The 24813-nt window shown below is 69.1% G+C and carries 24 protein-coding genes; 12 read left to right on the forward strand and 12 right to left on the reverse strand.

Annotation, left to right across the window (positions count from 1 at the left end):
- Positions 1-1884 carry a hypothetical protein gene (locus ACFPJ1_RS03175; protein ID WP_380101273.1) on the reverse strand — a complete coding sequence of 628 codons (1884 nt, stop codon included), beginning with the start codon at positions 1882-1884 and terminating at the stop codon, positions 1-3.
- Between the two features lie 211 nt (positions 1885-2095).
- Here ACFPJ1_RS03175 and ACFPJ1_RS03180 point away from each other — a divergent pair, with 211 nt between their 5' ends.
- From ACFPJ1_RS03180 to ACFPJ1_RS03210, 7 genes are all read left to right on the forward strand, one after another.
- Complete coding sequence (locus ACFPJ1_RS03180; protein ID WP_380101274.1) at positions 2096-3124, forward strand: LacI family DNA-binding transcriptional regulator; 1029 nt, start codon at positions 2096-2098, stop codon at positions 3122-3124.
- A complete protein-coding gene (locus tag ACFPJ1_RS03185; protein WP_380101276.1) occupies positions 3125-4720 on the forward strand; it encodes an FAD-dependent oxidoreductase in 1596 nt (531 codons plus the stop codon). It begins immediately after the preceding gene.
- A 29-nt stretch (positions 4721-4749) separates the two neighbouring features.
- Complete coding sequence (locus tag ACFPJ1_RS03190) at positions 4750-6006, forward strand: ABC transporter substrate-binding protein (RefSeq protein WP_380101277.1); 1257 nt, start codon at positions 4750-4752, stop codon at positions 6004-6006.
- The gene (locus tag ACFPJ1_RS03195) at positions 6003-6947 is read left to right on the forward strand and encodes a carbohydrate ABC transporter permease (protein WP_380101278.1); all 945 of its coding nucleotides are present in this window, start codon (positions 6003-6005) and stop codon (positions 6945-6947) included. Before ACFPJ1_RS03190 ends, ACFPJ1_RS03195 begins: the two co-directional genes overlap by 4 nt.
- A 7-nt stretch (positions 6948-6954) precedes the next feature.
- Positions 6955-7812 (forward strand): carbohydrate ABC transporter permease, encoded by an 858-nt coding sequence (locus ACFPJ1_RS03200; RefSeq protein ID WP_380101279.1) that lies wholly within the window; start codon positions 6955-6957, stop codon positions 7810-7812.
- A gap of 86 nt (positions 7813-7898) precedes the next feature.
- Positions 7899-8423: a dihydrofolate reductase family protein gene (locus ACFPJ1_RS03205; RefSeq protein ID WP_380101280.1), complete on the forward strand. Its 525-nt coding sequence runs from the start codon at positions 7899-7901 to the stop codon at positions 8421-8423.
- Between the two features lie 60 nt (positions 8424-8483).
- Positions 8484-9743, forward strand: coding sequence for an MFS transporter (locus tag ACFPJ1_RS03210; RefSeq protein WP_380101281.1), 1260 nt, complete (start codon positions 8484-8486; stop codon positions 9741-9743).
- A 387-nt stretch (positions 9744-10130) separates the two neighbouring features.
- Here the strand turns inward: ACFPJ1_RS03210 and hemB are convergent, their stop codons facing one another.
- The 7 genes from hemB to ACFPJ1_RS03245 all read right to left on the reverse strand — a co-directional run bounded on the left by hemB (position 10131) and on the right by ACFPJ1_RS03245 (position 17664).
- Entirely contained in the window at positions 10131-11111 is a 981-nt protein-coding gene (gene hemB / locus ACFPJ1_RS03215; RefSeq protein ID WP_380101282.1) for a porphobilinogen synthase, read from the reverse strand.
- A 4-nt stretch (positions 11112-11115) separates the two neighbouring features.
- On the reverse strand, positions 11116-12780 hold the full coding sequence (locus ACFPJ1_RS03220) for a bifunctional uroporphyrinogen-III C-methyltransferase/uroporphyrinogen-III synthase (protein WP_380101283.1): 1665 nt from the start codon (positions 12778-12780) through the stop codon (positions 11116-11118).
- 89 nt (positions 12781-12869) lie between these two features.
- Positions 12870-13751, reverse strand: coding sequence for a hydroxymethylbilane synthase (hemC, locus tag ACFPJ1_RS03225; RefSeq protein WP_380101284.1), 882 nt, complete (start codon positions 13749-13751; stop codon positions 12870-12872).
- Positions 13748-15091, reverse strand: a complete 1344-nt coding sequence (locus ACFPJ1_RS03230; protein WP_380101285.1) for a glutamyl-tRNA reductase — start codon at positions 15089-15091, stop codon at positions 13748-13750. The genes hemC and ACFPJ1_RS03230 overlap by 4 nt, the downstream gene beginning before the upstream one ends.
- Positions 15088-15846 (reverse strand): redox-sensing transcriptional repressor Rex, encoded by a 759-nt coding sequence (locus tag ACFPJ1_RS03235; protein ID WP_132189664.1) that lies wholly within the window; start codon positions 15844-15846, stop codon positions 15088-15090. Before ACFPJ1_RS03235 ends, ACFPJ1_RS03230 begins: the two co-directional genes overlap by 4 nt.
- A gap of 136 nt (positions 15847-15982) precedes the next feature.
- Positions 15983-16219, reverse strand: a complete 237-nt coding sequence (locus ACFPJ1_RS03240) for a glutaredoxin family protein (RefSeq protein WP_380101286.1) — start codon at positions 16217-16219, stop codon at positions 15983-15985.
- Positions 16216-17664: a class I adenylate-forming enzyme family protein gene (locus tag ACFPJ1_RS03245; RefSeq protein WP_380101287.1), complete on the reverse strand. Its 1449-nt coding sequence runs from the start codon at positions 17662-17664 to the stop codon at positions 16216-16218. The genes ACFPJ1_RS03240 and ACFPJ1_RS03245 overlap by 4 nt, the downstream gene beginning before the upstream one ends.
- A 514-nt stretch (positions 17665-18178) precedes the next feature.
- Here ACFPJ1_RS03245 and ACFPJ1_RS03250 point away from each other — a divergent pair.
- Together ACFPJ1_RS03250 and ACFPJ1_RS03255 are read left to right on the forward strand one after the other, a co-directional pair.
- The gene (locus ACFPJ1_RS03250) at positions 18179-18721 is read left to right on the forward strand and encodes a sigma-70 family RNA polymerase sigma factor (RefSeq protein ID WP_380101288.1); all 543 of its coding nucleotides are present in this window, start codon (positions 18179-18181) and stop codon (positions 18719-18721) included.
- A 208-nt stretch (positions 18722-18929) separates the two neighbouring features.
- Entirely contained in the window at positions 18930-20033 is a 1104-nt protein-coding gene (locus tag ACFPJ1_RS03255; protein WP_380101289.1) for a DUF5667 domain-containing protein, read from the forward strand.
- Positions 20034-20067: 34 nt separating this feature from the next.
- On the opposite strand, the gene ACFPJ1_RS03260 is transcribed toward ACFPJ1_RS03255, so the two are convergent.
- From ACFPJ1_RS03260 to ACFPJ1_RS03270, 3 genes are all read right to left on the reverse strand, one after another.
- Complete coding sequence (locus tag ACFPJ1_RS03260) at positions 20068-21204, reverse strand: lysophospholipid acyltransferase family protein (protein WP_380101290.1); 1137 nt, start codon at positions 21202-21204, stop codon at positions 20068-20070.
- Complete coding sequence (locus tag ACFPJ1_RS03265) at positions 21197-22216, reverse strand: NAD-dependent epimerase/dehydratase family protein (protein WP_380101291.1); 1020 nt, start codon at positions 22214-22216, stop codon at positions 21197-21199. Before ACFPJ1_RS03265 ends, ACFPJ1_RS03260 begins: the two co-directional genes overlap by 8 nt.
- Positions 22217-22280: 64 nt before the next feature.
- Entirely contained in the window at positions 22281-22382 is a 102-nt protein-coding gene (locus tag ACFPJ1_RS03270; RefSeq protein ID WP_008356322.1) for a 30S ribosomal protein bS22, read from the reverse strand.
- Positions 22383-22491: 109 nt separating this feature from the next.
- Here ACFPJ1_RS03270 and ACFPJ1_RS03275 point away from each other — a divergent pair, with 109 nt between their 5' ends.
- Entirely contained in the window at positions 22492-23151 is a 660-nt protein-coding gene (locus tag ACFPJ1_RS03275) for a class I SAM-dependent methyltransferase (protein ID WP_380101292.1), read from the forward strand.
- A 120-nt stretch (positions 23152-23271) separates the two neighbouring features.
- Here the strand turns inward: ACFPJ1_RS03275 and ACFPJ1_RS03280 are convergent, their stop codons facing one another.
- Positions 23272-23790: a GNAT family N-acetyltransferase gene (locus ACFPJ1_RS03280; RefSeq protein WP_380101293.1), complete on the reverse strand. Its 519-nt coding sequence runs from the start codon at positions 23788-23790 to the stop codon at positions 23272-23274.
- Positions 23791-23849: 59 nt separating this feature from the next.
- Here ACFPJ1_RS03280 and crcB (ACFPJ1_RS03285) point away from each other — a divergent pair, with 59 nt between their 5' ends.
- Positions 23850-24335: a fluoride efflux transporter CrcB gene (crcB, locus tag ACFPJ1_RS03285; protein ID WP_380101294.1), complete on the forward strand. Its 486-nt coding sequence runs from the start codon at positions 23850-23852 to the stop codon at positions 24333-24335.
- Complete coding sequence (gene crcB, locus ACFPJ1_RS03290) at positions 24332-24706, forward strand: fluoride efflux transporter CrcB (RefSeq protein ID WP_380101295.1); 375 nt, start codon at positions 24332-24334, stop codon at positions 24704-24706. The genes crcB (ACFPJ1_RS03285) and crcB (ACFPJ1_RS03290) overlap by 4 nt, the downstream gene beginning before the upstream one ends.
- The last annotated feature ends 107 nt before the right edge of the window (positions 24707-24813 follow it).

Below are 24813 nucleotides of genomic sequence, written 5' to 3' on the forward strand. Positions count from 1 at the left end.
TTACGCCTCCGTCCGCACGGTCGTCTCGAGGGTGCCGTCGTGCGGGATGCGGAGGACGTGGATGCGGCGGCGCTGATCGCGGAGGTAGGTGCGCGTCGAGGTCACGAGGGAGGCCGCGCGGATGCCTGTCCAGGTGATGCTGATCGTGGTGCGGCCCCGACGGATCACCAGACCGTCGGCGGATGCGGTACGGCTCTCGTTGTAGGGAACAAGGGTGCCGTCCGAGAAGACGACCTCATCACCTGGCTGCAGGACGAGGGGAATTTGTTCGGTGGCGGCCGTTGTCGCCGTCACCCGGCGGGTCACCGAGGCTCGGCCGACGACGAGTTCGGTCGCGACCGTCGAGTCGGTGGTGCGGTAGCGGACCAGGTCCTTCGAGGGGTACTCGGCGACCAGATTGCTGTCGGCATCGGCCTTGCCCGCGCGGACCGTTCCCCAGCAGCCGGTGGCGGTCTGCTGGGAGTGGATCACGGTGCCGGCCTGCGGATGCCAGAGGAAGCCGGTGCCTGCCTTGACAGCACTACCTGCACGGGTTCCGAAGTACGCGCCCAGATAGAGGCCGGGGCGGCGTACGTAGAGGTAGTCCTGGTTCTCCACCTCGTCGCGGCGGAGTTCGGTGAAGTTGTCCTTGCGGAGGTACGGGATCCGGGCGATTGCGGCGCGCTTGGCCGACCTGCTCGGGAACCGCTCGCCGTACGGCGCATGCGCGATGATCCGCGGCGAGGTGTCCTGCTTGGCGAGCGGCTGCACCGACGCCGGATCCGCCGCCCACGCGGTACGGGTCGCCGCTCGGTCTTCCCGTGAGGTGAAGAAGGCGCCCAGTTCCGGTACTGCGGGGACGAAGAGCGAGCCCAGGTTCGTCCGGTCCGGGTCCGGGATCACGTCGTCGTAGTACGCGGTCGCGGTGCGGTCGGAGACGGCGTAGTACGTGAGCCAGCCGGATCCGTCGGGCTCACGCAGCAGGTTGTAGCCGAACCAGTCGCTGAACTTCCGGGTCATCGAGACGAGCAATGGGTTGCCGGTGAGCAGGCGCAACTCGGCCATCTCCGGCAGCATCACCTCGAAGTTGTAGTTGATGTCCATCCCGCGCGGGTCGTAGAAGAACCCGGCCGGGCTCTGCGCCCAGCGCGCGACGTACCGGATGCGCTCCTGAAGTCGCTGCCACAGCGCGCGATCCGGCAACAGAGTGAGCGAGAGCGCCGAGCCGGCCACGCCCGCGACCGCCTGGTTCGTGTACTGGAACGGGTCGTCCCAGACGACACCATTGCCCGGGTCGAGGTACCACGCGGCTCCCTTGCGCAGGGCAACTTCCAGCTCGGTGCGGCGGGCGGGCAGAGCTCTGGCTTGGCGGAGGTTCGCCAGCGTCTTGGCGAGGTAGCCGAGGCCGAAGCCGCTCGACGCCTTGCCCCGCTCCCCCGGCGCGTACTCCGGCCACGAGCCGTCGGGATTCTGCAGCTTCAAGTAGTGCTGCAGCGCCGCATCGAGGCGCCCGAGCAGCGCGGGGTCGCGGTAGTACGGGTTCCAGGCGCGCTTGTTGGCGTAGAACCAGCTGAGCGTGAACACGTGCTCCTGCACCCGCGCGTTGAACGGCTGCGCCGGCGTCCGCCACCATCCCCCGCCCATGAACCCGTACGTCGCGGGGTCGACGTCGACGATGTCGTTCACCATCGGCGCGAGGATCGCCAGGTACGGAGCGAACCGCTGCTCCAGCGGCGCGAACAACCGCCGGTCGGGGGCACCCGCGGGGAGCGGCTGCAGCAGCGGATGAGGTCCGGCGGCGGCTGAACGCGCGGGTAGGGCTGCGTGAGCAGGGAGGGTGGTGAGAGCTGGGGCTACGGCGGCGGCGGAGGCACCGGCGAGCAATGTGCGGCGGTTCAGGGTCATACGGCACTCCTGGGTCCAGGCGGAGACGGCGCGGGGTGTTGGTAAGCGGTTGCCCTGGTCGAGGAGTTTCCTGTCCGGCACTCGGTGGCGTCAAGAGCAGGACGGTGCTAATTCGTATTACTAGGTCGATCCACTCTTGACGGCCGTTGACCGGGCGGTCTAGCGTTCCCGATCAACGCCCGGCAATACGTATTACTCAAGGAGGTGAGCGATGACGACCCGGCTGACCCAGCGCGACATCGCCCGGCTGGCGAAGGTGAGCCAGACGACCGTCTCCTTGGTCCTGAACAACCGCACCGCCGCGTCGGCGCGGATCCCGGCCGAGACGCGGGACCGGGTGCTGAAGGTGATCCGCGAGACCGGGTACGTCGCCGATCCACTCGCCCGCCGGCTGCTGCAGCAGCGCAACCAGATCCTCGGGGTGTTCACCTACGAGTCGGTGTTCCCGAGTGCGAGCGCGGACTTCTACCACCCGTTCCTGAGCGGTATCGAGGAGAGCGCCGAGGAGCTCGGCTGCGACCTGCTGCTGTTCACCAGCGCGCCCGTGACGGACGGCCGCCGCCGCGTCTTCCACGAGAACAACCGGCTCCGGATCGCGGACGGCTCACTGCTGCTCGGCCGCCGCATCCCCGCCGAGGAACTCAGCCGCCTGGTCGCCGAGAAGTACCCCTTCGTCTCCGTCGGCCGCCGCGACGATCCCGAACTCCCCGACGCCCGCGCCACCATCCCGTACGTCGGCGCCGACTACGTGAGCGCGACAGCCACGGTCACCGCCCGGGCTCTCCAGCTCGGACATGAGCGGGTCGCCTTCGTCGGCCCTGGCGAGGGCGCGGAGTCGTCGGCCGACCGCTTGCGCGGGTTCCGCGAGGTCACCGAGCGCGGCCTCCACATCTCTCCAGCAGATCGCGAGTTGAGCGAGGTGCTGGACGAGTTGCTGGCTCAGCAGGTGACGGCGGTGTTCGTCGAGGATCTGGCGGATGCGGCGGCGATCGCGGAGGCGTCCCGGCAGCGCGGACTCGACGTACCGGGCGATCTATCCGTGGTCGCCCTCGGTGATGCGAGCCGGCCGGTGCCGAGTGATGCCGACTACTCCGGCTTCCACATCCCGCGCAAGGAGATGGGCCGGCAGGCCGTCGGTCTGCTCGAGGCGATCCTGTCCGGCGACGAGGCCGAGACCCAGCAACTGCTGTCCTGCGAACTAGTAGAGGGAAGCACCCTCGCCAAGCCGAAGGGTTCATAGATGGAAACGGACGTCCTGGTCATCGGTGGCGGGCTCGGCGGTATCGCCGCGGCTCTGTCCGCCCTGCGCGCCGGTCGCTCGGTCGTGATGACCGAGGAGTACGACTGGCTCGGGGGTCAGCTGACCAGCCAGGCCGTGCCGCCCGACGAGCACACCTGGGTGGAGCAGTTCGGCGTCACCGCCTCCTACCGGCAACTCCGGGAGGGCATCCGGGACTACTACCGGCGCCACTACCCGCTGACCGAGGCGTCTAGAGCCGTCGCCGAGCTCAACCCGGGCGCGGGGTACGTGTCCAAGCTTTGCCATGAACCGCGAGTCGCCCTGGCTGTCCTGGAGCCCATGCTCGCGCCGTACCGCGCCAGCCGCCGCCTGCAGGTGCTCCAGCCGTACAAGCCGGTCTCGGCCGGCACCGACGGCGACCGGGTCACGTCCGTGGTCGTGCAGCACCGGGACACGGGTGACCAGCTCACCCTGGCCGCGCCCTACGTACTGGACGCCACGGAGACCGGCGAGCTCCTACCGCTCACGGGCACGGAGTACGTGACTGGCTTCGAGTCGCAGGCCGCCACCGGTGAGCCAAGTGCGCCGGACGAGGCTCAGCCGCTGAACATGCAGGCTGTCTCGTTCTGCTTCGCAGTGGATCACGTTGACGGCGACCAGGTCGGGGACGAGCCGGTCAACTACTCGTTCTGGCGGAACTACCAGCCGCCGTTCTGGGGTGACCGGATGCTGTCGTGGAACGCGCCGGATCCGCGCACGCTGGCGACCTCGCGGCGCACATTCACGCCGAACCCGGACGACGATCCGCTCGCGGTGGTCGCGGACCAGCGGCGTACCGGCGGCGACACGAACCTGTGGACCTTCCGGCGGATCGCGGCGCGGCGGCACTTCGTACCCGGCGCCTACGAGAGCGACATCTGCCTGGTGAACTGGCCGATGATCGACTACCTCGAGGGCCCGGTGATTGACGTACCGGACGTGGACAAGCATCTGGCCGGGGCGCGCGAACTGTCGCAGGCGGTCTTCTACTGGCTGCAGACCGAGGCTCCCCGGCCGGACGGCGGGACCGGCTTCCGCGGACTCCGCCTGCGCGGCGATCTGCTCGGCTCCAGCGACGGCCTGGCCCAAGCGCCGTACATCCGGGAGTCGCGGCGGATCGCCGCGGAGTACACGATCGTCGAGCAGGACCTGTCGGTCGCGGTACGGGGTGCGAAGGGCGCGGTCGAGTACTCCGACAGCGTGGGCGTCGGGATGTACCGGATCGACCTGCACCCTTCCACCGGCGGCGACAACTACATCGACGTGGCCAGCAGCCCGTTCCGGATCCCGCTCGGGGCGCTGATCCCGCAGCGGGTGGAGAACCTGCTGCCGGCCGGCAAGAACCTCGGCACCACGCACATCACCAACGGCTGCTACCGGCTGCACCCGGTCGAGTGGAATGTCGGCGAGGCCGCTGGGCTGCTCGCCGCCTTCTGCCTGGACCGCGACGTCAGCCCGCGCGCGGTCCGCAACTCCCCTGCTCTGCTCAGCGACTTCCAGGCACGGCTGGTCGCCCAGGGCGTCGAACTGAGCTGGCCGGCCATCGCAGGCTACTGAGTACCGGCTACTGATGGAGGACTGACACCATGAAACTCCGAACGCTGACCGCGGCCGGTGTGGCCGCAGCTCTGCTGGCACTGGCCGGCTGCGGTGGCGGCTCCGGCGACGAGGCCGGCGCGTCCGGCCCGGTCGACCTGCGGATGACGATCTGGAGCGCGAACGCCAAGCACACCGCGCTGTTCGACCAGATCGCCGCCGCCTACAAGAAGGACCACCCGGAGGTCGGCAAGATCACCTTCGAGTCGATCCCGTTCGACAGCTACACGACCGCGCTGACCACCCAGATCGGTGGCGGCAACGCGCCCGACCTGGCCTGGATCCTGGAGAGCACCGCACCCGATTTCGTCTCCTCAGGCGCGCTGGAGGAGATCGACAAGGACGCGGATCTGTTGCCGAGCGCAACTGCCACCTGGGAGCAGGACGGCAAGCTGTTCGCCTACCCGTTCTCCACCTCGCCGCTGGGCGTCTTCGTCAACACCGACCTGGTGACGGCGGCCGGGCGACAGACCCCGGCCCAGCAGATCGCGGCCGGCACCTGGACCTGGGACCAGGCGGTCGCGACCGGCGCCGCAGTACAGGCGAAGACCGGCAAGGGCGGCATCGTGGTCGGCGACTTCGACTACAAGGGCTGGGACACGCTGAACACGATCTGGGCCGGCTGGGGCGCTCGGCCGTGGAGCGAGGACGGCAAGACCTGCGGGTTCGACCAGCCCGAGATGGTCGACGCGATGACCTTCGTGCACAAGATGGTCTTCACCGACAAGGCGATGCCCGGTCCGGGCCGGACCACCGACTTCTTCGCCGGCGACGCGTCGATGGTGCTCATCCAGATCAGCCGCGCGGCCCTGCTGGAGAAGGCGAAGTTCAAGTGGGACCTGGTGCCGCTGCCGAAGGGCCCGGCCGGTGAGTACTCCGTCGTCGGCCAGGCGGGGATCGGCGTTCTCAAGCGCGGCAAGCACGCCGACGAGGCGAAGAAGTTCCTGGCCTACTTCACCAACCAGGAGAACTCGGCCAAGCTCGCGCAGTTCTTCCCGCCGCCGCGTAAGTCCCAGCTGACCACGGACCTGCTGGCCAAGGCGAACCCGCTGCTCAAGCCGGCGCAGTTGCAGAGTGTCGTGATCGACGGTGTCGAACGCGGCGACATCAAGACGGGCCACACAGGCTACGCCGAGCTCCAGCAGACCGTCCGCGCCGCGCTCGACCCGCTGTGGAAGCCCGACGCGGACGTCAAGGCGGTCCTGTCCGGGGTGTGCACGAAGATCAACCCGCTGCTGAGCAAATGACCATCCTTCTGGACAAACAAGTGGCGGCGCCGGACCCGCCGGCCGCCGAGCGGGCGCCGTACTGGACGATGCGGCGGCGCGACGAGCTGGCCGGCTGGCTGTTCGTCGCGCCGCAGCTGGCCGGGATCGTTGCCTTCGTCATCGTTCCGCTCGGGCTGGGTGTCTGGTACAGCCTGCACGAGTGGAACGTGCTGGCCGGCACCTTCGACTTCGTCGGCGGTGACAACTTCAAGGCTCTGGCGTCGGACCCGCGACTCGGTCCGGCGCTCCGGGCGACCGGATTGTTCTCTGCCGGCCTGGTGGCGCTGAACCTCAGTCTCGCCTTGTTCCTCGCGGTGCTGCTCAACCAGAAGCTCCGCTGCACGGTCGTCTTCCGCACGTTGTTCTTCTCGCCTGTCGTGGTGACGCTGGTCGCCTGGACGATCGTGTGGGGTTTCCTGCTGCAGGACAACGGCGGGATCAACGGGTTTCTGGACCTGGTCGGGATCGACGGGCCGAACTGGTTGCGCGGTGACGCGACGGCGATGATCTCGGTGATCGTGGTGCAGCTGTTCAAGGGCGTCGGGCTGAACATGGTGCTGTTTCTCGCTGCCCTGCAAGGGGTTCCGGCCGAGCTCTACGAGGCGGCCCGGATCGACGGCGCGTCGGCCTGGGCTCGGTTCCGCCGGGTCACCGTGCCGCTGATCAGCCCGACGATCCTGCTCACGTCGATCCTCACGGTGGTGGGGTCACTCCAGGTCTTCGCGCAGATCGCAGTACTGACGCAGGGCGGGCCTGGTACTTCGACCACCGTGCTCGTCTACTACCTGTACCAGCAGGCGTTCCAGTTCCATCACTTCGGTTACGGCGCGACGATCTCGCTGCTGCTGTTCGCCATCGTCCTCGGGTTGACGGTCCTGCAATGGCGGATGCGCCGGAGGTGGGTGTTCTATGAGGACTAACACAGGCATGAGTCGTAAGTCGTCCGTCTCCGGGCTGAGCCGCCGCGGCAGGCTCATCGCGTACGCCGTCCTGCTGGTCTGCTGCATCCCGTTCGTCTTCCCGACTTGGTGGATGGCGACGGCCTCGCTGAAGCCGGTGAACGAGATCTTCGCGTTCCCGCCGTCGCTACTGCCCCGCTCGGCGACTTTGGACGCCTACCGGCAGGTGTTCGAGCTGCAGACGTTCGGCCGGCAGTACCTGAACAGCCTGTACATCGCGGTGATCGTCACCCTCGGCACGCTGGTGGTGTCGTCGCTGGCCGGCTACGCCTTCGCGCGGATCAAGTTCCGTGGCGCCGGGGTGGTCTTCGTGATCGTGCTGGCCGGGCTGCTGGTGCCGAACGAGGTGACGATCATCCCGCTCTACCGGATGTTCGACTCGCTCGGCCTGGTGAACACCCACTGGCCGCTGATCCTGATCCCGATGCTCGGCGCGCCCAGCGTGCTGGCCACCTTCATCATGCGCCAGTTCTTCATCACCCTGCCGAAGGAGCTCGAGGAGGCCGGGCGGGTCGACGGGCTCGGCCGGCTCGGGCTGTTCTGGCAGGTGTCGCTCCCGCTGGCCCGCCCCGCGATCGGCGCGGTCTCGATCTTCACCTTCCTGCACAGCTGGAATCTCTACCTGGAACCGATCGTTTTCCTCTCCAGCAAGGACAAGTTCACCATCCCCCAGGCCCTCACCCAGTACGTCGACGCGTACGGCGGGGCCATGTGGAATGTCCAGTTGGCGGCCGCCACCCTCAGCGCTCTCCCGGTCCTGATCATCTTCGTCCTCGCCCAACGCCAGTTCGTCGAGGGCCTCGCCCAAACAGGCCTGAAGGGGTAGGCGCGTATGCACGTGGACGAATGCCGCTGACCCGGAGTACCGGTCCCTCGGTGTGCTGTGTCGGTGGCAGGCTGTACAAAGGGAAGGTGACTTTCCATGCCGCGGTTTTCATCGCGACCAGCCTCGACGGATTCATCGCGCGCCCGGACGGGTCGATCGACTGGCTCACCGAACGTGGTGAGAAGGCCGGCGACACCGGGTACGACGAGTTCATGGCGGCGGTCGACACCGTCGTGCTCGGCCGGAACACCTACGAGAAGGTGCTCACCTTCGGCTTCTGGCCGTACGAGGGCAAGCAGGTCGAGGTGCTCAGCAGCACGCTGCCGCTGGATGCCGACGAGCGGATCATCGTGCACCGGACCGTCGAAGCCCTGGTCCAGACGCTGGACGACCGCGGTGCCAAGCGGATCTACGCGGACGGCGGCCGGGTCGTGCAGACCTTCCTCCGTGCCGGCCTGCTGAACGAACTCACCATCACCGTCGTCCCGGTCCTGCTCGGCCAAGGCATCCCACTCTTCGGCGAACTCGACCACGACATCTCCCTCACCCACAACGCCACCCGCACTCTGGGCGCCGGCCTGATCCAGTCCGACTACACCATCCACCGCTGACCCCGGGTGGTGGGTAATTGGGTTGGTCGGAGGCCGCGCAGCGGACGATAATCGTTCCTTGTGCCTGGTGCCCGGAGGTTGTTCGCCGATGTGACGCCGCTGCGGGAGTCGGTGGAGTTCCGCTGGCTCTGGGGCGGGCAGTCGCTGTCGTCGATCGGCAGCCTGATGGCCATGGTCGCGGTCGCGATTCAGATGTACGACCTGACCGGCTCGTCGGTGGCGGTCGGCGCGATCAGCCTCGCCAGCCTGGTTCCGACCTTGGTGCTCGGGTTGTTCGGCGGCTCGATCGCGGACGCGGTCGACCGGCGGCGGCTGGTGCTGTTCACCAGCAGTGGGCTGATGCTCGTATCGCTCGTGTTCGCCCTGCAGGCATTGCTCGAGTGGCGGCAGGTCTGGCTGCTTTACTTGCTCACGGCAATCGCCGCGGCGCTGAGCGCGGTCGACACCCCCTCACGCCGGACGTTCATCCCGCGCGTACTCCCGCTCGAACGACTCCCGGCCGCCGCTGCGTTGAGCCAGTTGTCCTTCCAGGTCGCGATCATCGCCGCACCCGTGCTGGCCGGGGTACTGGTCGCCACGGTCGGCCTCGAATCGGCGTACGGGATTGATGCGTTGACATTCGCAGCCGTCATGGTGAGCGTCCAGCGGCTGCCACCCATGCCACCCGAGGGCGGCGGCACCGGCGTCGGCCTGCGCTCCGTGGTCGAGGGCCTCAAGTACGCGGTGAACCACAAACTGATCGGGATGATCTTCCTGATCGACCTCAACGCGACCGTCCTCGCGATGCCGACCGCCCTCTTCCCCGCCCTCGCCGCCACCCACTTCGGCGGCGGCCCGCAAACCGTCGGCTACCTGTTCGCCGGCATCGGCATAGGCGGCCTGATCGCCGCAGTACTCTCCGGCCCTCTCGGCCACATCCGCCGCCAGGGCCGGGCGATGCTCATCTCGGTCGCCGTCTGGGGCGCCGGCATCGGCAGCGTCGGCCTGACCCACAACCTCTGGCTGGCCGTCACCTTCCTCGCGATCGCAGGCGCCGCCGACATCGTCACCACCGTCTTCCGCGCGACGATCCTGCAAACCAACACCCCCGACGAACTCCGAGGCCGCCTCAACTCCCTCGACTTCATCATCGGCCTGGGCGGCCCCAACCTCGGCAACGTCCGAGCCGGCGCCGTAGCCGGCCTCTTCGGCCCAGTCACCAGCATCATCACCGGCGGCGCCGCCTGCATCCTAGGCATCCTCGCCCTCTCCACCAACAAGCCCTTCCGCCGCTACGACGCCAAGTCCGACCAACCAGCAGACCCCGCACTCCAGGGCTGAAGCGACACCCTCGGCAGGTGGGGAAGACGATGTCGTGAACGCCGTTGTCGAGATACCACCCCAGCGGAAGAAGCACCCGAACGCCACCAACGCCGTACCGACCGACAGGTAGTAGTCGCCAATTCAGCCCCACCCCCACCACGGCCGAGCCTGACCGCACCCGAGCGACGGCACATCTACCTGTCCCTCGGTACGGGACTCCTCACAGCGGCCAAATCGCGGGGCGGATGCGGCTGGTCCGCTGGTACGAAGTCGGGGTCCTCGGACAGTGTCTGGGGACCCCGGACAGGCCATCTGGTGTTCAAGGTCCCCAGTAGGGGTCCGCAGGGCCGACTTGCGGCAGCGTTCAGCGGTACCGGCCGACCGGGCGCAGTACCTCGCGTTCGGTCAGCGGTGGAGGAGTTGGGCGGCTTCGGCGGCCCAGTAGGTGAGGATGGTGTCGGCGCCCGCTCGGCGGATCGAGGTGAGGGTTTCCATGATCGCGCGCTCGCGATCGATCCAGCCGTTGGCCGCGGCGGCTTCGACCATCGCGTACTCGCCGGAGACGTTGTACGCGGCAACGGGTACGTTCACGTGGTCGCGGAAGTGGCGGATGATGTCGAGGTACGCCAGGGCCGGCTTCACCATCACGATGTCGGCACCCTCCTCGAGGTCCAGGTCGACCTCACGCAGAGCCTCGCGGGCGTTCGCCGGGTCCTGCTGGTAGGTCTTGCGGTCGCCCTGCAGCGACGAGTCCACGGCCTCGCGGAACGGGCCGAAGAAGGCCGACGCGTACTTCGCGGCGTAGGCCAGGATCACCGTGTCGGGATGCCCGGCCGCGTCCAGCGCGGTACGGATCGCGCCGACCTGGCCGTCCATCATCCCCGACGGGCCCACGACGTGCGCACCGGCGGAGGCCTGGGCGACGCCCATCTCCGCGTAGATCTTCAGCGTCGCGTCGTTGTCCACCCGACCGGCAGAGTCCAGTACGCCGCAGTGCCCGTGCGAGGTGAACTCGTCCAGGCAGAGGTCCGACATCACCAGCAGGTCATCGCCGACCTCGGAGACAGCGTCCCGGATCGCGACGTTCAGGATTCCGTCCGGGTCCACCGCACCGGAGCCGACCTCGTCCTTCGACGAAGGCACCCCGAAGAGCATGACACCACCGATCCCGAGCTGAGCGGCCTCGGCGATCGCCTTGCGGGCGGTGTCGCGGGTGTGCTGGTAGACGCCCGGCATGGAGCTGATCGCGATCGGCTCGCGCGCGCCTTCCCGGATGAACATCGGCAGGATCAACTGACGAGGCTCGAGCGTGGTCTCGGAGACCAGCCTGCGCATTGCCGCGGACGACCGGAGCCGCCGCGGCCTGACACCCGGGAAACCAGTCACCGACCTAGCTCTTCCTACGTGAGCCCGAGCGGCGCTCGGACGGGCGGGTGACCGGTTCACCGGCCTCGATCATGGTGTCACGCCGGTCGGCGCCGAATCGAGCCAGCGCGTCGGCCAGTTCCTCGGCCGACGGGGACTCGGCCATCGCGTCCACGCGCAGGCCGTGCTCCTCGGCGGTCTTCAGGGTCGCCGGGCCGATCACCGCGATCACCGTCGACGCGTGCGGCTTGCCGGCGATACCGACCAGGTTGCGCACCGTCGAGGACGAGGTGAAGACGACCGCGTCGAACTTGCCGGACTTGATCGCCTCGCGGGTCGGCGCGGGCGGCGGAGCGGCCCGGACGGTCCGGTACGCCGTGACGTCGTCGACCTCCCAGCCGAGATCGGTCAGGCCGGCCACCAGCGTCTCGGTGGCGATGTCCGCGCGGGGCAGGAAGACCCGGTTGATCGGGTCGAGCACCTCGTCGAACGGCGGCCAGTCCTCGACCAGCCCGGCGGCGGACTGCTCGCCCGACGGCAGCAGGTCCGGCCGGATGCCCCAGGCGCCGATCGCCTCGGCGGTCTTCTCGCCGACCGCGGCGATCTTCAGGCCGGAGAAGGCGCGCGCGTCCAGGCCGTACTCGTCGAACTTCTCCCGGACCGCCTTGACCGCGTTCACCGAGGTGAAGGCGACCCACTCGTACCGGCCCTCGACCAGGCCACGGATGGCCTTGTCCATCTGCTGCGGGTTGCGCGGCGGCTCGACGGAGATCGTCGGCACCTCTTCCGGCATCGCGCCGTAGCGGCGCAGCCGGTCCATCAGCGGCCCGGCCTGGTCTTTGGTGCGCGGCACCAGGATCCGCCAGCCGAACAGCGGCTTGGTCTCGAACCAGCTGAGCGACTCGCGCTGCTCGACGACCGCGCCGACCACGATGACGGCCTCACCCGTCAGCTTGGCGGCACGCAGGTCGGCCACGATCGTGCCCAGGGTGCCGACCACGCTGGTCTGCGCCGTGGTGGTGCCACCGACGGTCGCAGCGACCGGAGTATCGGCGTCGAAGCCGGCCTCGACCAGCGCAGTGGTGGTCTCCTTCAGCATTTCGACCGCATTCAGCAGCACGAGGGTCTGCTTGGGGTGCAGCCGGGTGAAGTCGAGCTTGGACTCGGCCAGGTCGAGCACGGTGACCTCGCGGTCGCCCTTCATCGTCAGCGGGATGCCCGCGTACGTCGGGACGGCGCTGACCTCGCTCACACCGGGAACCACGTTGAAGCCGATCCCGGCCTTGCGGCAGGCGGCGGCCTCTTCGGCTCCGCTGGAGAAGGTGAACGGGTCGCCGGTGAGCAGGCGGACCACGTTCGCCGAGGTCTTGGCGGTCTTCACCACCAGGCGGGCGCGGGCCGCGACCCGCAGCGCCCGGCTGCCCTCGGCGCCGGAGCCGTCCACGATCTCGACGCCCGGCTTGCAGTACGCCAGGAAAGCGTCGTGCTCGGGACCCTCCACCACCACGGCGTCGGCGTTCGCCAGCACGTCGCGGCCGGCCAGCGTCAGCAGGGCGGGGTCGCCCGGTCCGACGCCGACGAACGTGACGTGCCCGAGCGGTCTGGCCTGCTTGACCGTCGTGGTGCTGGCTGCGATCTTCGCCGGCACCTTCTGGGGTGCCTTGGTGGCCGCTGTCTTCGCGCTGCTCACGTCTGCTGTCGCCTTTGCCCTTGTCCTGCTCGTCCTCTGAATCCCACGCGTGCTCGTCCCGCTGCTGCCCGTCGTTCCCCGTGCCGGTGTCATGTCTGCTCCAGCAACTCGTTCGCGAGTGCCCGCCCGAGGGCCCGTGGGTCGTCCACCGGCCCGTTGGCCGACAGCCGCCGTACGCCGCCCTCCTGGCCGAGCGCTCCCCGGAGCCACAGCTCCGGCCCGTCCTCACCTTCGACCACCTCGGCAAGCGCGCCGACCGGAGCCGTGCACCCTGCCTCGAGCGTGGCCAGCAACTGCCGTTCCGCGGTCACCGCGGCGCGTACCGCGGGATCCTCCAGCGGAGCAAGAGCTTCCAGTACCGCGACGTCGTCGGCGCGGCATTCGATGCCCAGGGCACCTTGTCCCGGTGCCGGCAGAACCTGGATCGGGTCCAGCGTCTCGGTGACCTCCGAAAGCCGGCCCAACCTGGCCAACCCTGCCCTCGCGAGCACCACCGCGTCCAATTTGCCCTCGGCGACCATCGCGATCCGGCTGTCCACGTTGCCGCGGATGCCGGTCAGTTCCAGCCCCAGTCCGAGCGCCTCCAGCTGCGCGACCCGGCGGGGTGAACCGGTCCCGACCAGGGCGCCGGTCTGCAGCTCGCCGAGGCTCAGGCCGTCGCGGGCCACCAGTACGTCGCGGGGGTCCTCGCGCTGCGGGACTGCGCCGATCGTCAGGCCTTCGACCGGCATGGTCGGCAGGTCCTTCAGCGAGTGCACCGCGACGTCGATCTGGTGGGCCAGAAGGGCGTCGCGCAGCGCGCTGACGAAGACGCCGGTGCCGCCGATCTGCTCCAGCGGTGCCTTGTTGGTGTCGCCGGTGGTCACGATCGGCACCAGCTCGACCTCGTGCCCGAGAGCCCGAAGGCTGTCGGCGACGTGGGTCGCCTGGGCTGTCGCGAGCGCGGAGCGGCGGGTACCGAGCCGGATCATGCGGACTCACCTCCGGTGATCTGCGGTGCCGAATGCTGTGCTGGATCAGGGGCCGGATCAAGGGCCGTCTTCGGCGTCGCCTTGGGAGCGGTGACCGCGTCGACCGTCGCGGGGTCCAGCGCGAAGAGCTCGCGCAGCGCGTCCGCGTACGTCGGTCCGCCCGGATCCGCGGCGAGTTCCTTCACCCGCACGGTCGGGGTGTGCAGCACCTTGTCGACCACCCTGCGGATGGTCCGGGCCACCTCGCCGCGCTGGACGTCGTCGAGCCCCGGCAGCTTGCGGTCCAGCCGGGCCAGCTCGGCGTCGACGAGCTCGCTCGCCATCGTCCGGAGCGCGACCACCGTCGGGGTGACGGACGCGGCCCGCCGGGTCGCCTCGAAGGCACCCGTCTCCTCGCCGACGATCCGCCGTACTTCCTCGACGTCGTGCTCGCTGCCGCCCGCGGTACCGGCGAGGTCCGCCAGGGTGACCAGGGTGACGCCGGGGATCCGCGCCGCGGCCGGGTCCACGTCGCGCGGAAGAGCCACGTCCAGTACTCCGAACGGCCGCCCGTCCGCGGCGTTCCGGACCATCTCCTCGGTCAGTACTACGCCGCGCGCGCCGGTGCACGACACGACCAGGTCGGCCTCGGTCAGCGCGTCCGGGACCTCGGCCAGGCGGATCGCAGTACCGCCGACGCGGTCCGCCAGGGCGGCGGCGCGATCGAAGTTGCGGTTCGCGATGGTGACGCTCGTCGCACCGCCCGCGAGCAGGGTCTGCGCGGCCAGGGATGCCATCGAACCGGCGCCGACAACCAGCGCGCGGCGGCCGGCGAAGCCGCCGACGGCCTCGAGTCCGGCGGAGACCACCGAGCGGCCGGCCGAGTCGATGCCGGTCTCGGTGCGGGCGCGCTTGCCGACCCGCAACGCGTGCTGGAACAGGGCGTTCAGGCCGGTGCCGATCGTCTCCAGGTCCTGGCCGACGCGCAGCGACTCCTTCACCTGGCCGAGGATCTGGCTCTCGCCGACGATCATCGAGTCCAGGCCGACCGCGACCTGGAACAGGTGCGCGACCGCGCCCTCCTCGAAGTGCACGTAGAGGTGCTCAGCCAGATCCAGCAGCGGTACGCCGGTGAGGTCGGACAGGATCGCGGTGACCTCGTCCATGCCCGCGTGGAAGCGGTCGACGGTCGCGTAGACCTCGGTGCGGTTGCAGGTGGCGACCACGGCCGACTCGGTCACCGCCGGGGTGTGCTGCACGGCCAGCGCCAGCTTGGTCGCGGCGTCCGGGTCGAGGGCGACCCGTTCCAGGACCGAGATGTCCGCGCTGCGATGCGAGATGCCGACGACCAAGTAGCTCATGCGCCGACACCCCCACCCACGCTGGGCAGATCGGTCAGACCGTTCATCGTCGCTGGTAGCTCGGGCACCTCGGGGAGCGCCGCCTCTCCGGACTTTCGTTGTTCGTGGTACGCCAGGATCTGCAACTCGATCGAGAGGTCCACCTTGCGGATGTCGACGCCGTCGGGCACGGACAGCACCACCGGCGCGAAGTTCAGGATGCTCGTCACCCCGGCGGCGACCAGGCGGTCGCAGACCTCCTGGGCGGGGCCGGCCGGAGTGGTGATGACGCCGATCGAGACCCGGTCGGAGGCGACGATCTCCTCGAGCTCGGCGAAGTCGCGGACCACCATCTCGCCGATCCGCTCGCCGACCAGGCTCGGGTCGGCGTCCAGCAGCGCCACGATCCGGAAGCCGCGGGTGCCGAAGCCGGAGTAGTTCGCCAGCGCGTGGCCCAGGTTTCCGATCCCGACGATGACCACGGCCCAGTCCTGGGTGACGCCGATCTCGCGGGCGATCTGGTAGCGCAGGTACTCCACGTCGTAGCCGACGCCGCGGGTGCCGTAGGAGCCGAGGTAGGACAGGTCCTTGCGGAGCTTGGCCGAGTTGACGCCGGCCGCGGTCGCGAGATCCTCGCTCGACGCGGTGGCGATGCCACTGTCCGACAGCGCGGTCAGGGCCCGCAGATACACCGGCAAGCGCGCGACAGTGGCCTCGGGAATGCCGCGTTCGGTTCTCGTCGGCGCGCCGGGGCGACGGCTGCGGGCAGGCGTCACAATTCTCCTGGAAATGGTGGTTCGCAAGTCACCGCCTCACGGCTGGCGACTACCCCACTCTAGGAGCTTGTGAACGTGAGAACAAAATCGGCGATGACACCCATGACGGATGTCACTAGCGGACGCCCGGCGAAGATCACTGACTTGTCAAGGCCTTCTTCAGCCTGAGCGGGTCCACCCGCCAGAAGTCGTGCTGGCGGCCGTCGACGAGGGTGACCGGGATCTGTTCGGCGTACTGCTCGAACAAGGCGGGGTCCTGGGTGATGTCGATCTCGGTCCAGCCGACCCCGAGCTCGCCGCAGACCTGCTCGACGATCGCCCGGGCGTCGTCGCAGAGGTGACAGCCCGGTTTCCCGTACAGCGTCACCCTCACCGGTCCGCCTCCCGCAACCTGCCCTTGGCGACCTTGCCGGTGACCGAGTGCGGGAGGTGGTCGACCACCTCGATCTCCACCGGGCACTTGAACCGCGCCAGCCGCGTCCCGGCGTACTCCAGGATCTCGGCGGGCACCGGCGCGGCGCCGGTCTTCGGTACCACGAACGCCTTCACCGCCTCGCCGGTCTCTTCGGACGGCACGCCGATCACGGCGGCCTCCCGTACTCCGGGGGCGGTGACCAGGACCTCTTCCACCTCGCTCGGGAAGACGTTGAACCCGGACACGATGATCAGCTCGCGGAGCCGGTCGACCAGGAACAGGTCCCCGTCGGCGTCGAGGTAGCCGACGTCGCCGGTGCGGTACCAGCCCTCGTCGTCCGGCCCGTCCACGCTGTCCGGCCAGTACCCCGAGAACAGGTTGCCGCCGCGGATCACGATCTCGCCGGGGTCGTCACCCTCGACGTCCTCGCCCTGCTCGTCGGCGATCCGGAGCTCGACATGCGGCAGGGCCCGACCGACCGAGCCGGGCTTCGGGTCGTCCTCGCCGAGGGTCGTGGTGACACCTGGCGACGCCTCGGTCAGCCCGTATCCCTGGTGCACGAACAACCCGGTCGCCTGCTCGAACCGCTCCGCGAGCCCGCGCTCGAGGGTCGACGCGCCGGTGAGAACCACCTTCACCGTCCCGAGCGCGTCCTTCAGATCCGGCCGGGCGAGGAACGCGTTCAGCGCCGGCGGAGCCAGCGGCAGCCGCGTCACGCCGTACCGGCGGATCAGGTCGATCGTGGCGGTCGAGTCGAACCGCCGCTCGAGGATCAGCGCCGCGCCGGTGGCGACGGCCCAGCCGAGCACCGCGTTCAGGCCGAATGCGTGGAACATCGGCAGCACGCCGAGCACGACGTCGTCCGGGCCCATCCGGTCCTCGCCGAGGTCGGCGAGATTCTTCACGTTCGCGCCGAGCGCCCGGTGGGTGAGCATCGCGGCGCGCGGCTCACCACTCGTCCCGGACGTGTAGAGCAGGACGGCGAGCGCCTCTGGGTCGGTTTGTGGCGTGAGCGGAGCGTGACCGGTCAGCTCGCCGGGACGGACCACCCGGATGCCCTCGACCTTGTCCGCCAGGTCCCCGTCGGTGACCGCGATCCGGGCCCCGGAGTGCGCGATCACGTGGCCGACCTCGGTCTTGGTCAGGCCCGTGTTCAGCGGTACGGCGACCAGCCCGGCGCGAAGACATCCAAGGTAGGAGGTGACGAACTCGACGCTGTTGGCCATCAGCAGAACCACCCGGTACCCCGGGACCAGGCCGGCTGCCGCGAACCCCTGGGCAGCCGCGTTCACCGCCGTGTCGAGCTGGCCCCAGGTCAGCCGCCGGTCGCCGTCTACCAGCGCGAGACCTTCGCCGTGACGTCGCGCTGTGTCACGAAGAGTGTCCGCGAAGTTGAAGTTCACCAGGCGAGTCTGCCACGAGGCCATTAGGGTGCTCCCTGTGACTCGACCTAAGACGTGTGAACTGCGCGCCGGCTCCGCCTCACCGGAGTACTGGGATCGATTGCAGGCACGCGTGACGGGGGCTGTACAGGTGTACTCCCGGGCGATAGCCTGCCCTGCCCGGTGAAGTCGGACGACGTCCGCGCACCGGTGTCGCACGACGGCCTGGACCTGGCCCACGCAACGACTTGCCCGGGCTCGGCGAACGATCTTGCGAGGCCCGGGGTGGTGGGGGATCCGTGTGCGGTCAACCCGTACGACGGGCTGCTGCGCCCTGCGCGAGCAATCGGCCGGCGGATCCGTGAATATCGGCTCGGACGGACGGCGGCACGCCGCGCACTGTTGACAGCGGGTGCTTCAGACGTAACGCTCGGTGCTGTCTCAGCCGCTGTGGGCCTTCGCGGATGTGTCAGACGCAGACGTGTCAGTTGAACGGGGAGAGAACTTGACGACGCCGGAGCCAAGCCCGGACGGGATGAGACGCGCAGAGCTCGTCGATCGCGCCCAGGCAGGGGATGTCGGTGCGTTCGGCGAGCTGTACGACGAGTACTCGCTGACCGTGTATCGCTACATCTACGCGCGGGTGTCGTCGTCGGCGCTCGCGGAGGACCTCACCAGCGAGACGTTCGTCCGGGCGCTGCGCGCACTGGACTCGTTCCGCTGGCAGGGCCGGGACTTCGGTGCCTGGCTGGTGACGATCGCGCGGAACCTGATCACCGACCACTACAAGTCGGGCCGGGTCCGGCTCGAGGTGGTCACTGACGAGATCGAGACCCACGACCGGCTGACGGAGGGCCCGGACGTCGATGTGCTGGCCGCCGCCACCGCCGAAGTACTGCGGGACGCCGTCGCGGCGCTTCCCGACGAGCAACGCGACTGCCTGACGATGCGATTCTTCGCCGGTCTGTCGATCGCTGAAACGGCCAAGGCGCTCGAGAAGTCGGAGGGCGCCGTCAAGCAACTGCAACTGAGGGCCGTACGGCACTTGGCGAAGGTTATCCCCAAGGACTTGAGGTGAGGAGGATGACAACGAATGTCTTTCGTAACCCGTCAGGGAGATTCCTCGTTTGCCTGGTGAGGACCTGTCGGTGACCCCGGCTGGCCATTGAGGAGAACGAGAACTCATGAGTGACCTACACAGGGCTCGAGCGCGCGCGGAGGCATTCGCGCACGCGGTCGATCACGGGCCCCGTCACTCTTCGCGACTGAGCGATGACCCTGAACTGATGGATGCTGTGGAGCTCGCTGGACGGCTGAGGACCGCCGGCGCAGTCTCACCGCGACCGGAGTTCACTGCCGAGCTGAGGCACCGTCTCCTCGAGCAGGCCGCGGCCCGTGCCGCGACGACGACTCCGACCGTGGTGCGCAGCACACCGGACGACCAGGACGAACCGCCTCCGCGCGAGGACGACGACGCGTCCGTGACAGATATCCGGCACCGCCACCGCCATCGTCATGGCCGGCGTATCCGGCTCGTGGCCAGTACCGCTGCGCTGGTCCTCCTCGGAGGTGGCATCGGATCTGCCGCCGCCGCTCAGCAGGCGATGCCCGGCGACACGCTGTACGGGATGAAGCGCAGCATCGAGAACGTCTCCACCAACGTCAGCGTCGGGGACGACTCCCGGGGCCGGCGCGAGCTCCAGCACGCGATGACCCGGCTGTCCGAGATCGACGCGATGGCCGACAACCGCGGCGGCGACGTCACCACGATCAACAGCACGCTCGACGACTTCTCCGCGCAGGCCCGCAAGGGTGTGTCCCGGCTCGTAGCCTCGTACCAGCAGGACGGCGACTCCACCTCCATCACGGTAGTCACGACGTTCATCACCAGCGCCCGCCAGGCCATCGGTGAGCTCGCTCCGAAGCTGCCGCCGGAGTCGCTGAAGGGAGCGGTCGAGGCCCTGGCCACGATCGAGCAGCTCGCTCAGCACACGACCGTCGCGTGCCCGAAGTGCGACAAGCCGAAGCCGCCGAAGACCGCGGGTCCGGCGACCACCAACCCGGGCACTGAGCCGAGCGACCCCGGCAACGCCGGGCCGACGACCGTGCCCAGCACCAAGCCGAGCGCTCCCAGCGCGAAGCCGAGCACGGTGCCTTCCAAGGGCCTGAACCCGACGATCCTGCAAGAGCCGACGTCGAAGCCGACCGACCTGAAGACGCCACCGAACCCATCGGACAAGCCCACCACGACACCGTCAGGACCCACCGTCCCGACCCTGCCGACACCGGGCACCCCGAGCTGGCCCTGGCCCTTTCCGACCCTCAGCCTGCCCCTCCCTACCATCAACCTCCCCGGCGTGCTCCAAACCCTGCTCCCGCCCTGGAAGTGAACTAGCCACCTGAAGAGCTGGGGGGTGGGGCGGGCTAGAAGAAGACGCTGCGGCGTTGCATCAGCAGGGCGTAGAGGGTCTGCTGGATGGTTTCGCGGACCTGGTCGGTGACGTTGAAGACGAGCATGGGGTCGTCGGCGGCGCCCTCGGCGAAGTCGTCGGTGCGGATCGGTTCGCCGAACTCGATCAGCCACTTGGAGGGCAGCGGGATCAGGCCGAGGGGTCCCAGCAGCGGGAAGAACGGCGTGATCGGAATGTAGGGGACGCCCAGCAGCCGCGCGAGAGACGCCATGTTCCCGACGAGCGGGTAGATCTCCTCGGCGCCGACGATCGAGCAGGGGACGATCGGTACGCCGGTGCGCATCGCCGCGCTGACGAACCCGCCGCGGCCGAACCTCTGCAGCTTGTAGCGCTCGCTGAACGGCTTCCCGATCCCCTTGAACCCCTCCGGCCAGACGCCGACCAGGTTGCCCCGGCTCAGCAGCCGCTCGGCATCGTCATTGCTCGCCAGGGTCGCGCCGCCCTTGCGGGCCAACTCCCCCACGAACGGCGTCTGGAACACCAGGTCCGCGGCGAGCGTGCGCAGCGGGCGGTTCGTGTGGTCGGCGATGATCAACTGGGTGATCAGCCCGTCCAGCGGCATCGTGCCGGAGTGGTTCGCGACGATCAGCGCGCCGCCGGTGTCGGGGATGTTCTCCACGCCCCGGACCTCGACCCGGAACCACTTCTCCGCCAGCGGGCGCAGTACGGACAGGATCACCTCGTCGGTGAGCTCGGGGTCGTAGCCGAACTCGTCGACCTCGTAGTCCCCGGTCAACCGCCGCCGCATGAACGCGAGGAACTCCGCGACCTTGGCCTCACCATCGGTCCCGAACGTCGACCGGACGAACCTCTCGAACCCGGCAAAGTCCTGCCCACCCTGTACTGCGGTCTCAGCCGCGGCCTGTACTCCAGGCTCGGGCGCGGCCTGTACTCCAGGCGCGGCAACACCCCGAGGCTCGGCCGGGGATTCCACGGCGGCGGCCCGAGGCTTGGTGGTGCGGGCACTTCGAGCCTTCGCCGCCCCAGGGCCTGCGAGTGCGCGGGCCGCGGCGGACGGCGTCGTACGGCGTCCGCTGCCGCGGCCGGGGCGTCCGCCGGAGCCGATCGGGATGACGTCGGCGTCAGCCACGGAGTGCCCCCAGACCGGCATTCAGCCCGGCGGTCACCAGTCGCGAGGCGATCGTGACCGCGCCGGGGCCGAGCGAGGCGCGGAAGTCGTCGAAGGCGCTCGCGGTCGTGTACTTCGGTTCGAAGCCGAACTCGCTGCGCATCCGGGTGGTGTCGACAGCCCGGCCGTAGGTGAGGAAGGTGATCTGGTCGGGCGAGAAGTCCGCGAGCCTGGCCCGGCGGACGACGGCCGCTGTACTGGCGGCGGTGAAGGAGGGGAACCGGAGCGCCGGGCGGCCGAGGCGGCGGATCGCCTGGGAGAGCGAGAGCACGCCGTCGCCGGCCAGGTTGAAGGTGCCGGGCAGGTCGGTCACGGTCGCGTGGTGGATCGCCTCGACGCCGTCGTCCTCGTGCAGGAACTGCAGGCGAGCGTCGTAGCCGAAAACGGTCGGGACCACCGGCATCGCGAAGTACCGGGTGATCGGAGAGTCGGTCTGCGGGCCGATCCAGTTCGCCATCCGCAGGGTGGTGACGCAGACGTCCGGGCGGCGCCGGGCGAAGCCGCGCACGTAGCCCTCGACCTCGACCGCGTCCTTGCTCAAGCCGGTCTGATGGATCGCCCGGGGCGCCATCTCCTCGGTGAACATCGCGGGGTCGCGCGGGCCGGCGCCGTACACGGTGGTCGAGGACTTGACCACCAGCTTGCTCAGGCCGGGTGCCTTCTGGCACGCGGCGAGCAACTGCATGGTGCCGATGACGTTGATCTCCTTCATCGACGAACGGCCACCGGCGCTGCCAGGGGTCGCCACGACGCCCGTGTGGACGACGGTGTCGACGTCCTCACCGGCGATGACTTTCGCGATGACGGGGTTGCGGATGTCCGCGCGGACGAACCGGACCCGGCCGAGCTCGGCCCGCGGCGGCCCCACGTCGATGCCGATCACGGTGTCGACACCGGGATCGGCTGCCAGGCGGCGGGCACAACGAGCACCGGCGTCCCGGGAGACGCCGGTAACCATCACTACCTGTGCCACGAGTACCCCCAGCCAGACAGCAACTCCACACAACGCCAGCCTGTCGCCAGGCGGGCGGGACTTGCTACTTGCCGAGCTTGCGGCGCTGCACCCGCGTCTTCTTCAGCAGCTTGCGGTGCTTCTTCTTCGCCATACGCTTACGGCGCTTCTTGATAACGGAACCCACAGTGGACCTTCCAAACTTAAAGAGAGCGTCGGCAAAGCCTACCTGTTGGTCACCTTCCTGACCTAAGTGAGGCCGGATAGGGTGGTTTTCCGGCGACTGGGAGGCCTGTGTGACCGCTCGATACAACGGCTTGGCCGATTGGTACGACGCCCGTTTCGTGGTCGGCGCGCCACGTCATCTGCCCTCGCTCCCTGAGCTCCTCGGCCCCGGTTCGGGCCCTTGCCTGGATCTCGGCTGCGGCACCGGCCGGAACTTCGACACCATTCGCGACAGCGGGCGCAGCGTCGTCGGCGTGGATCGCTCGGCGGACCAGCTCCGGCTGGCCCGGACCAGGAGCGACGGCCCGCTGATCGAGGCGGACGCCGCGGTCCTGCCGTTCGCCGACGGATCCTTCGACACCGTGATCGCGATGTGGATCTCCACCGATCTCGACGACTTCACCGGAGCCCTCGGCGAAGCAGTCCGCGTACTGCGAACCGGCGGGCGGCTGGTCTGCTACGGAGTCCACCCGTCCTTCAACGGCCCACACGTCGAGTGGAACGAGGACGGCAGCCGCCTGGTCCACCCGACGTACCGCACGGCCGGCTGGCACGAGCCGAAGCCGTGGTGGGGCGACGACGGGATCCGCCGGCAGGTCGGTATGCGCCACCTCCCGCTGCCCGAGTTGCTGAACGCGTTCCTCCAGCCCGAACTCACGGTCGAACACATCGAGGAGCCCGGCGACATGCCTGTCCCCCACGCCCTCGCCCTCAAGGCCCGGCGGAACTGACGTGGTCTCCCTGAGGCCGTGGACCGCGAACGACTTCTCGCTGCTGGAGCGGTGCAACACTGCCGAGATGACAGCCTTCCTCGCGCTGCAACGACTGGTCCCTCGACCTCTGAGCCGGCTTCAGGCGAGGTGTTCCCAGGTGGTGAGGGTCAGTTCGCGGCCCTTGTCGGTCACGGTGATGAGCGGGAGGTCTGTGAGGTGGTAGCCGGCCCGCCGGGCGACGGCTGAGCTCGCGACGTTCGCCGGCTCGATCTCCAGGATCAGGCGGTCGAGACCGAGCACCTCGTGCGCGTACTCCGTCAGCAGGATCAGCGACCGGTGTGCCAACCCCTGGCCGCGGAAGGCGGGTCCCACGGCGTACCCGAGGGCGGCGGCCTTCGCGTTCACCATCACCTCGCCCATCGGCTCGCCGCCGTCCGTGGTGATGGCGAGGTGGATCCGCCCGTTGTCGCTGTGCGCCGCGTCGACGTAGGCCTCGGCCGCCGCCAGGTCGAACGGCGTCACGAGCGGCGTCCAGTACGCGACCTCGGGATTGTCGAACAACTCCACCATCGCGACCACGTCGCCGCGTTCCCACTCCCGCAGTACCAGCCCGTCTCCTGCCAGCCGCACCCCTGGCCCGCCGTACCTCGTCGTCATGGCCGCCAGTCTCCCCCACCACCAGACCAGCATCCCGAGCCTGCCGTAAGGTCTCACCAGTGACACACGGGCACCTCGATCCGGCGTCGCGGGAGCCGATCGACCCCGACGTCGATCTGCGGCACCCCGCTCCGGCCGAGGTCCGGGCGAGTGAACCGCTGGTCGTCGCGGCGATCGCGGTCGGCGGTGCGATCGGCGCCTCGGCGCGCTACCTGATCGGTCTGGCCTGGCCGACCCCGTCCGGGTCGTTGCCCTGGGCCACGTTGTTGATGAACGTCGTGGGCTGTGCGTTGATCGGCCTCCTGATGGTCCTCGTCTCCGAGGTCTGGACGCGACACCGGCTGCTCCGGCCCTTCCTGGGAACGGGAATCCTGGGCGGCTTCACCACCTTCTCCACCTACGCCGTCGACATCCAGGGACTCCTCAACGACGGCCATCCCGTCACCGCGTTGCTCTACCTCGCGATCACGGTGATCGGCGCACTGGCTGCGGTCTGGGTCACCACCACGGCGACCCGGGCGCTCGTCCACCGGAGGTCGCGATGAAGCTGCTCCTGGTGATCGCCGGTGCGCTGGTCGGCGCCCCACTGCGCTACCTGACGGACCGCTTCATCCAGAAACGGCACGACAGCGACTTCCCGTGGGGCACGTTCACCGTGAACGTCGTGGGGTCGGCGATCCTCGGCTTCGTCACCGGCGCGACGAGCGGCGCGGACGTGCCGCACTGGGTCCAGCTCCTCGTGGGCACAGGGTTCTGCGGTGCGTTGACCACCTATTCGACGTTCTCCTACGAGACGCTGCGCCTGTTCGAACGAGGTTCTCGATTCACCGCTGCCCTGAACGTCGCGGCCAGCATTCTCGCCGCCCTTGGCTCGGCCTATCTCGGTCTCGCGGTCACCCAGTCGATCTGGCCGTGACAGCGCCCGTTAATGGCTGGGACTGAGCGGCGGTGGCTGTTAGCCTCGCTGGTATGAGCATCCGTCCGTTGTCGCCGATGATGCCCCGCGCGCGGGGCTGCTGACAC

Source organism: Kribbella qitaiheensis, from assembly GCF_042657745.1.
GTDB classification, from domain to species: Bacteria; Actinomycetota; Actinomycetes; order Propionibacteriales; family Kribbellaceae; genus Kribbella; species Kribbella qitaiheensis.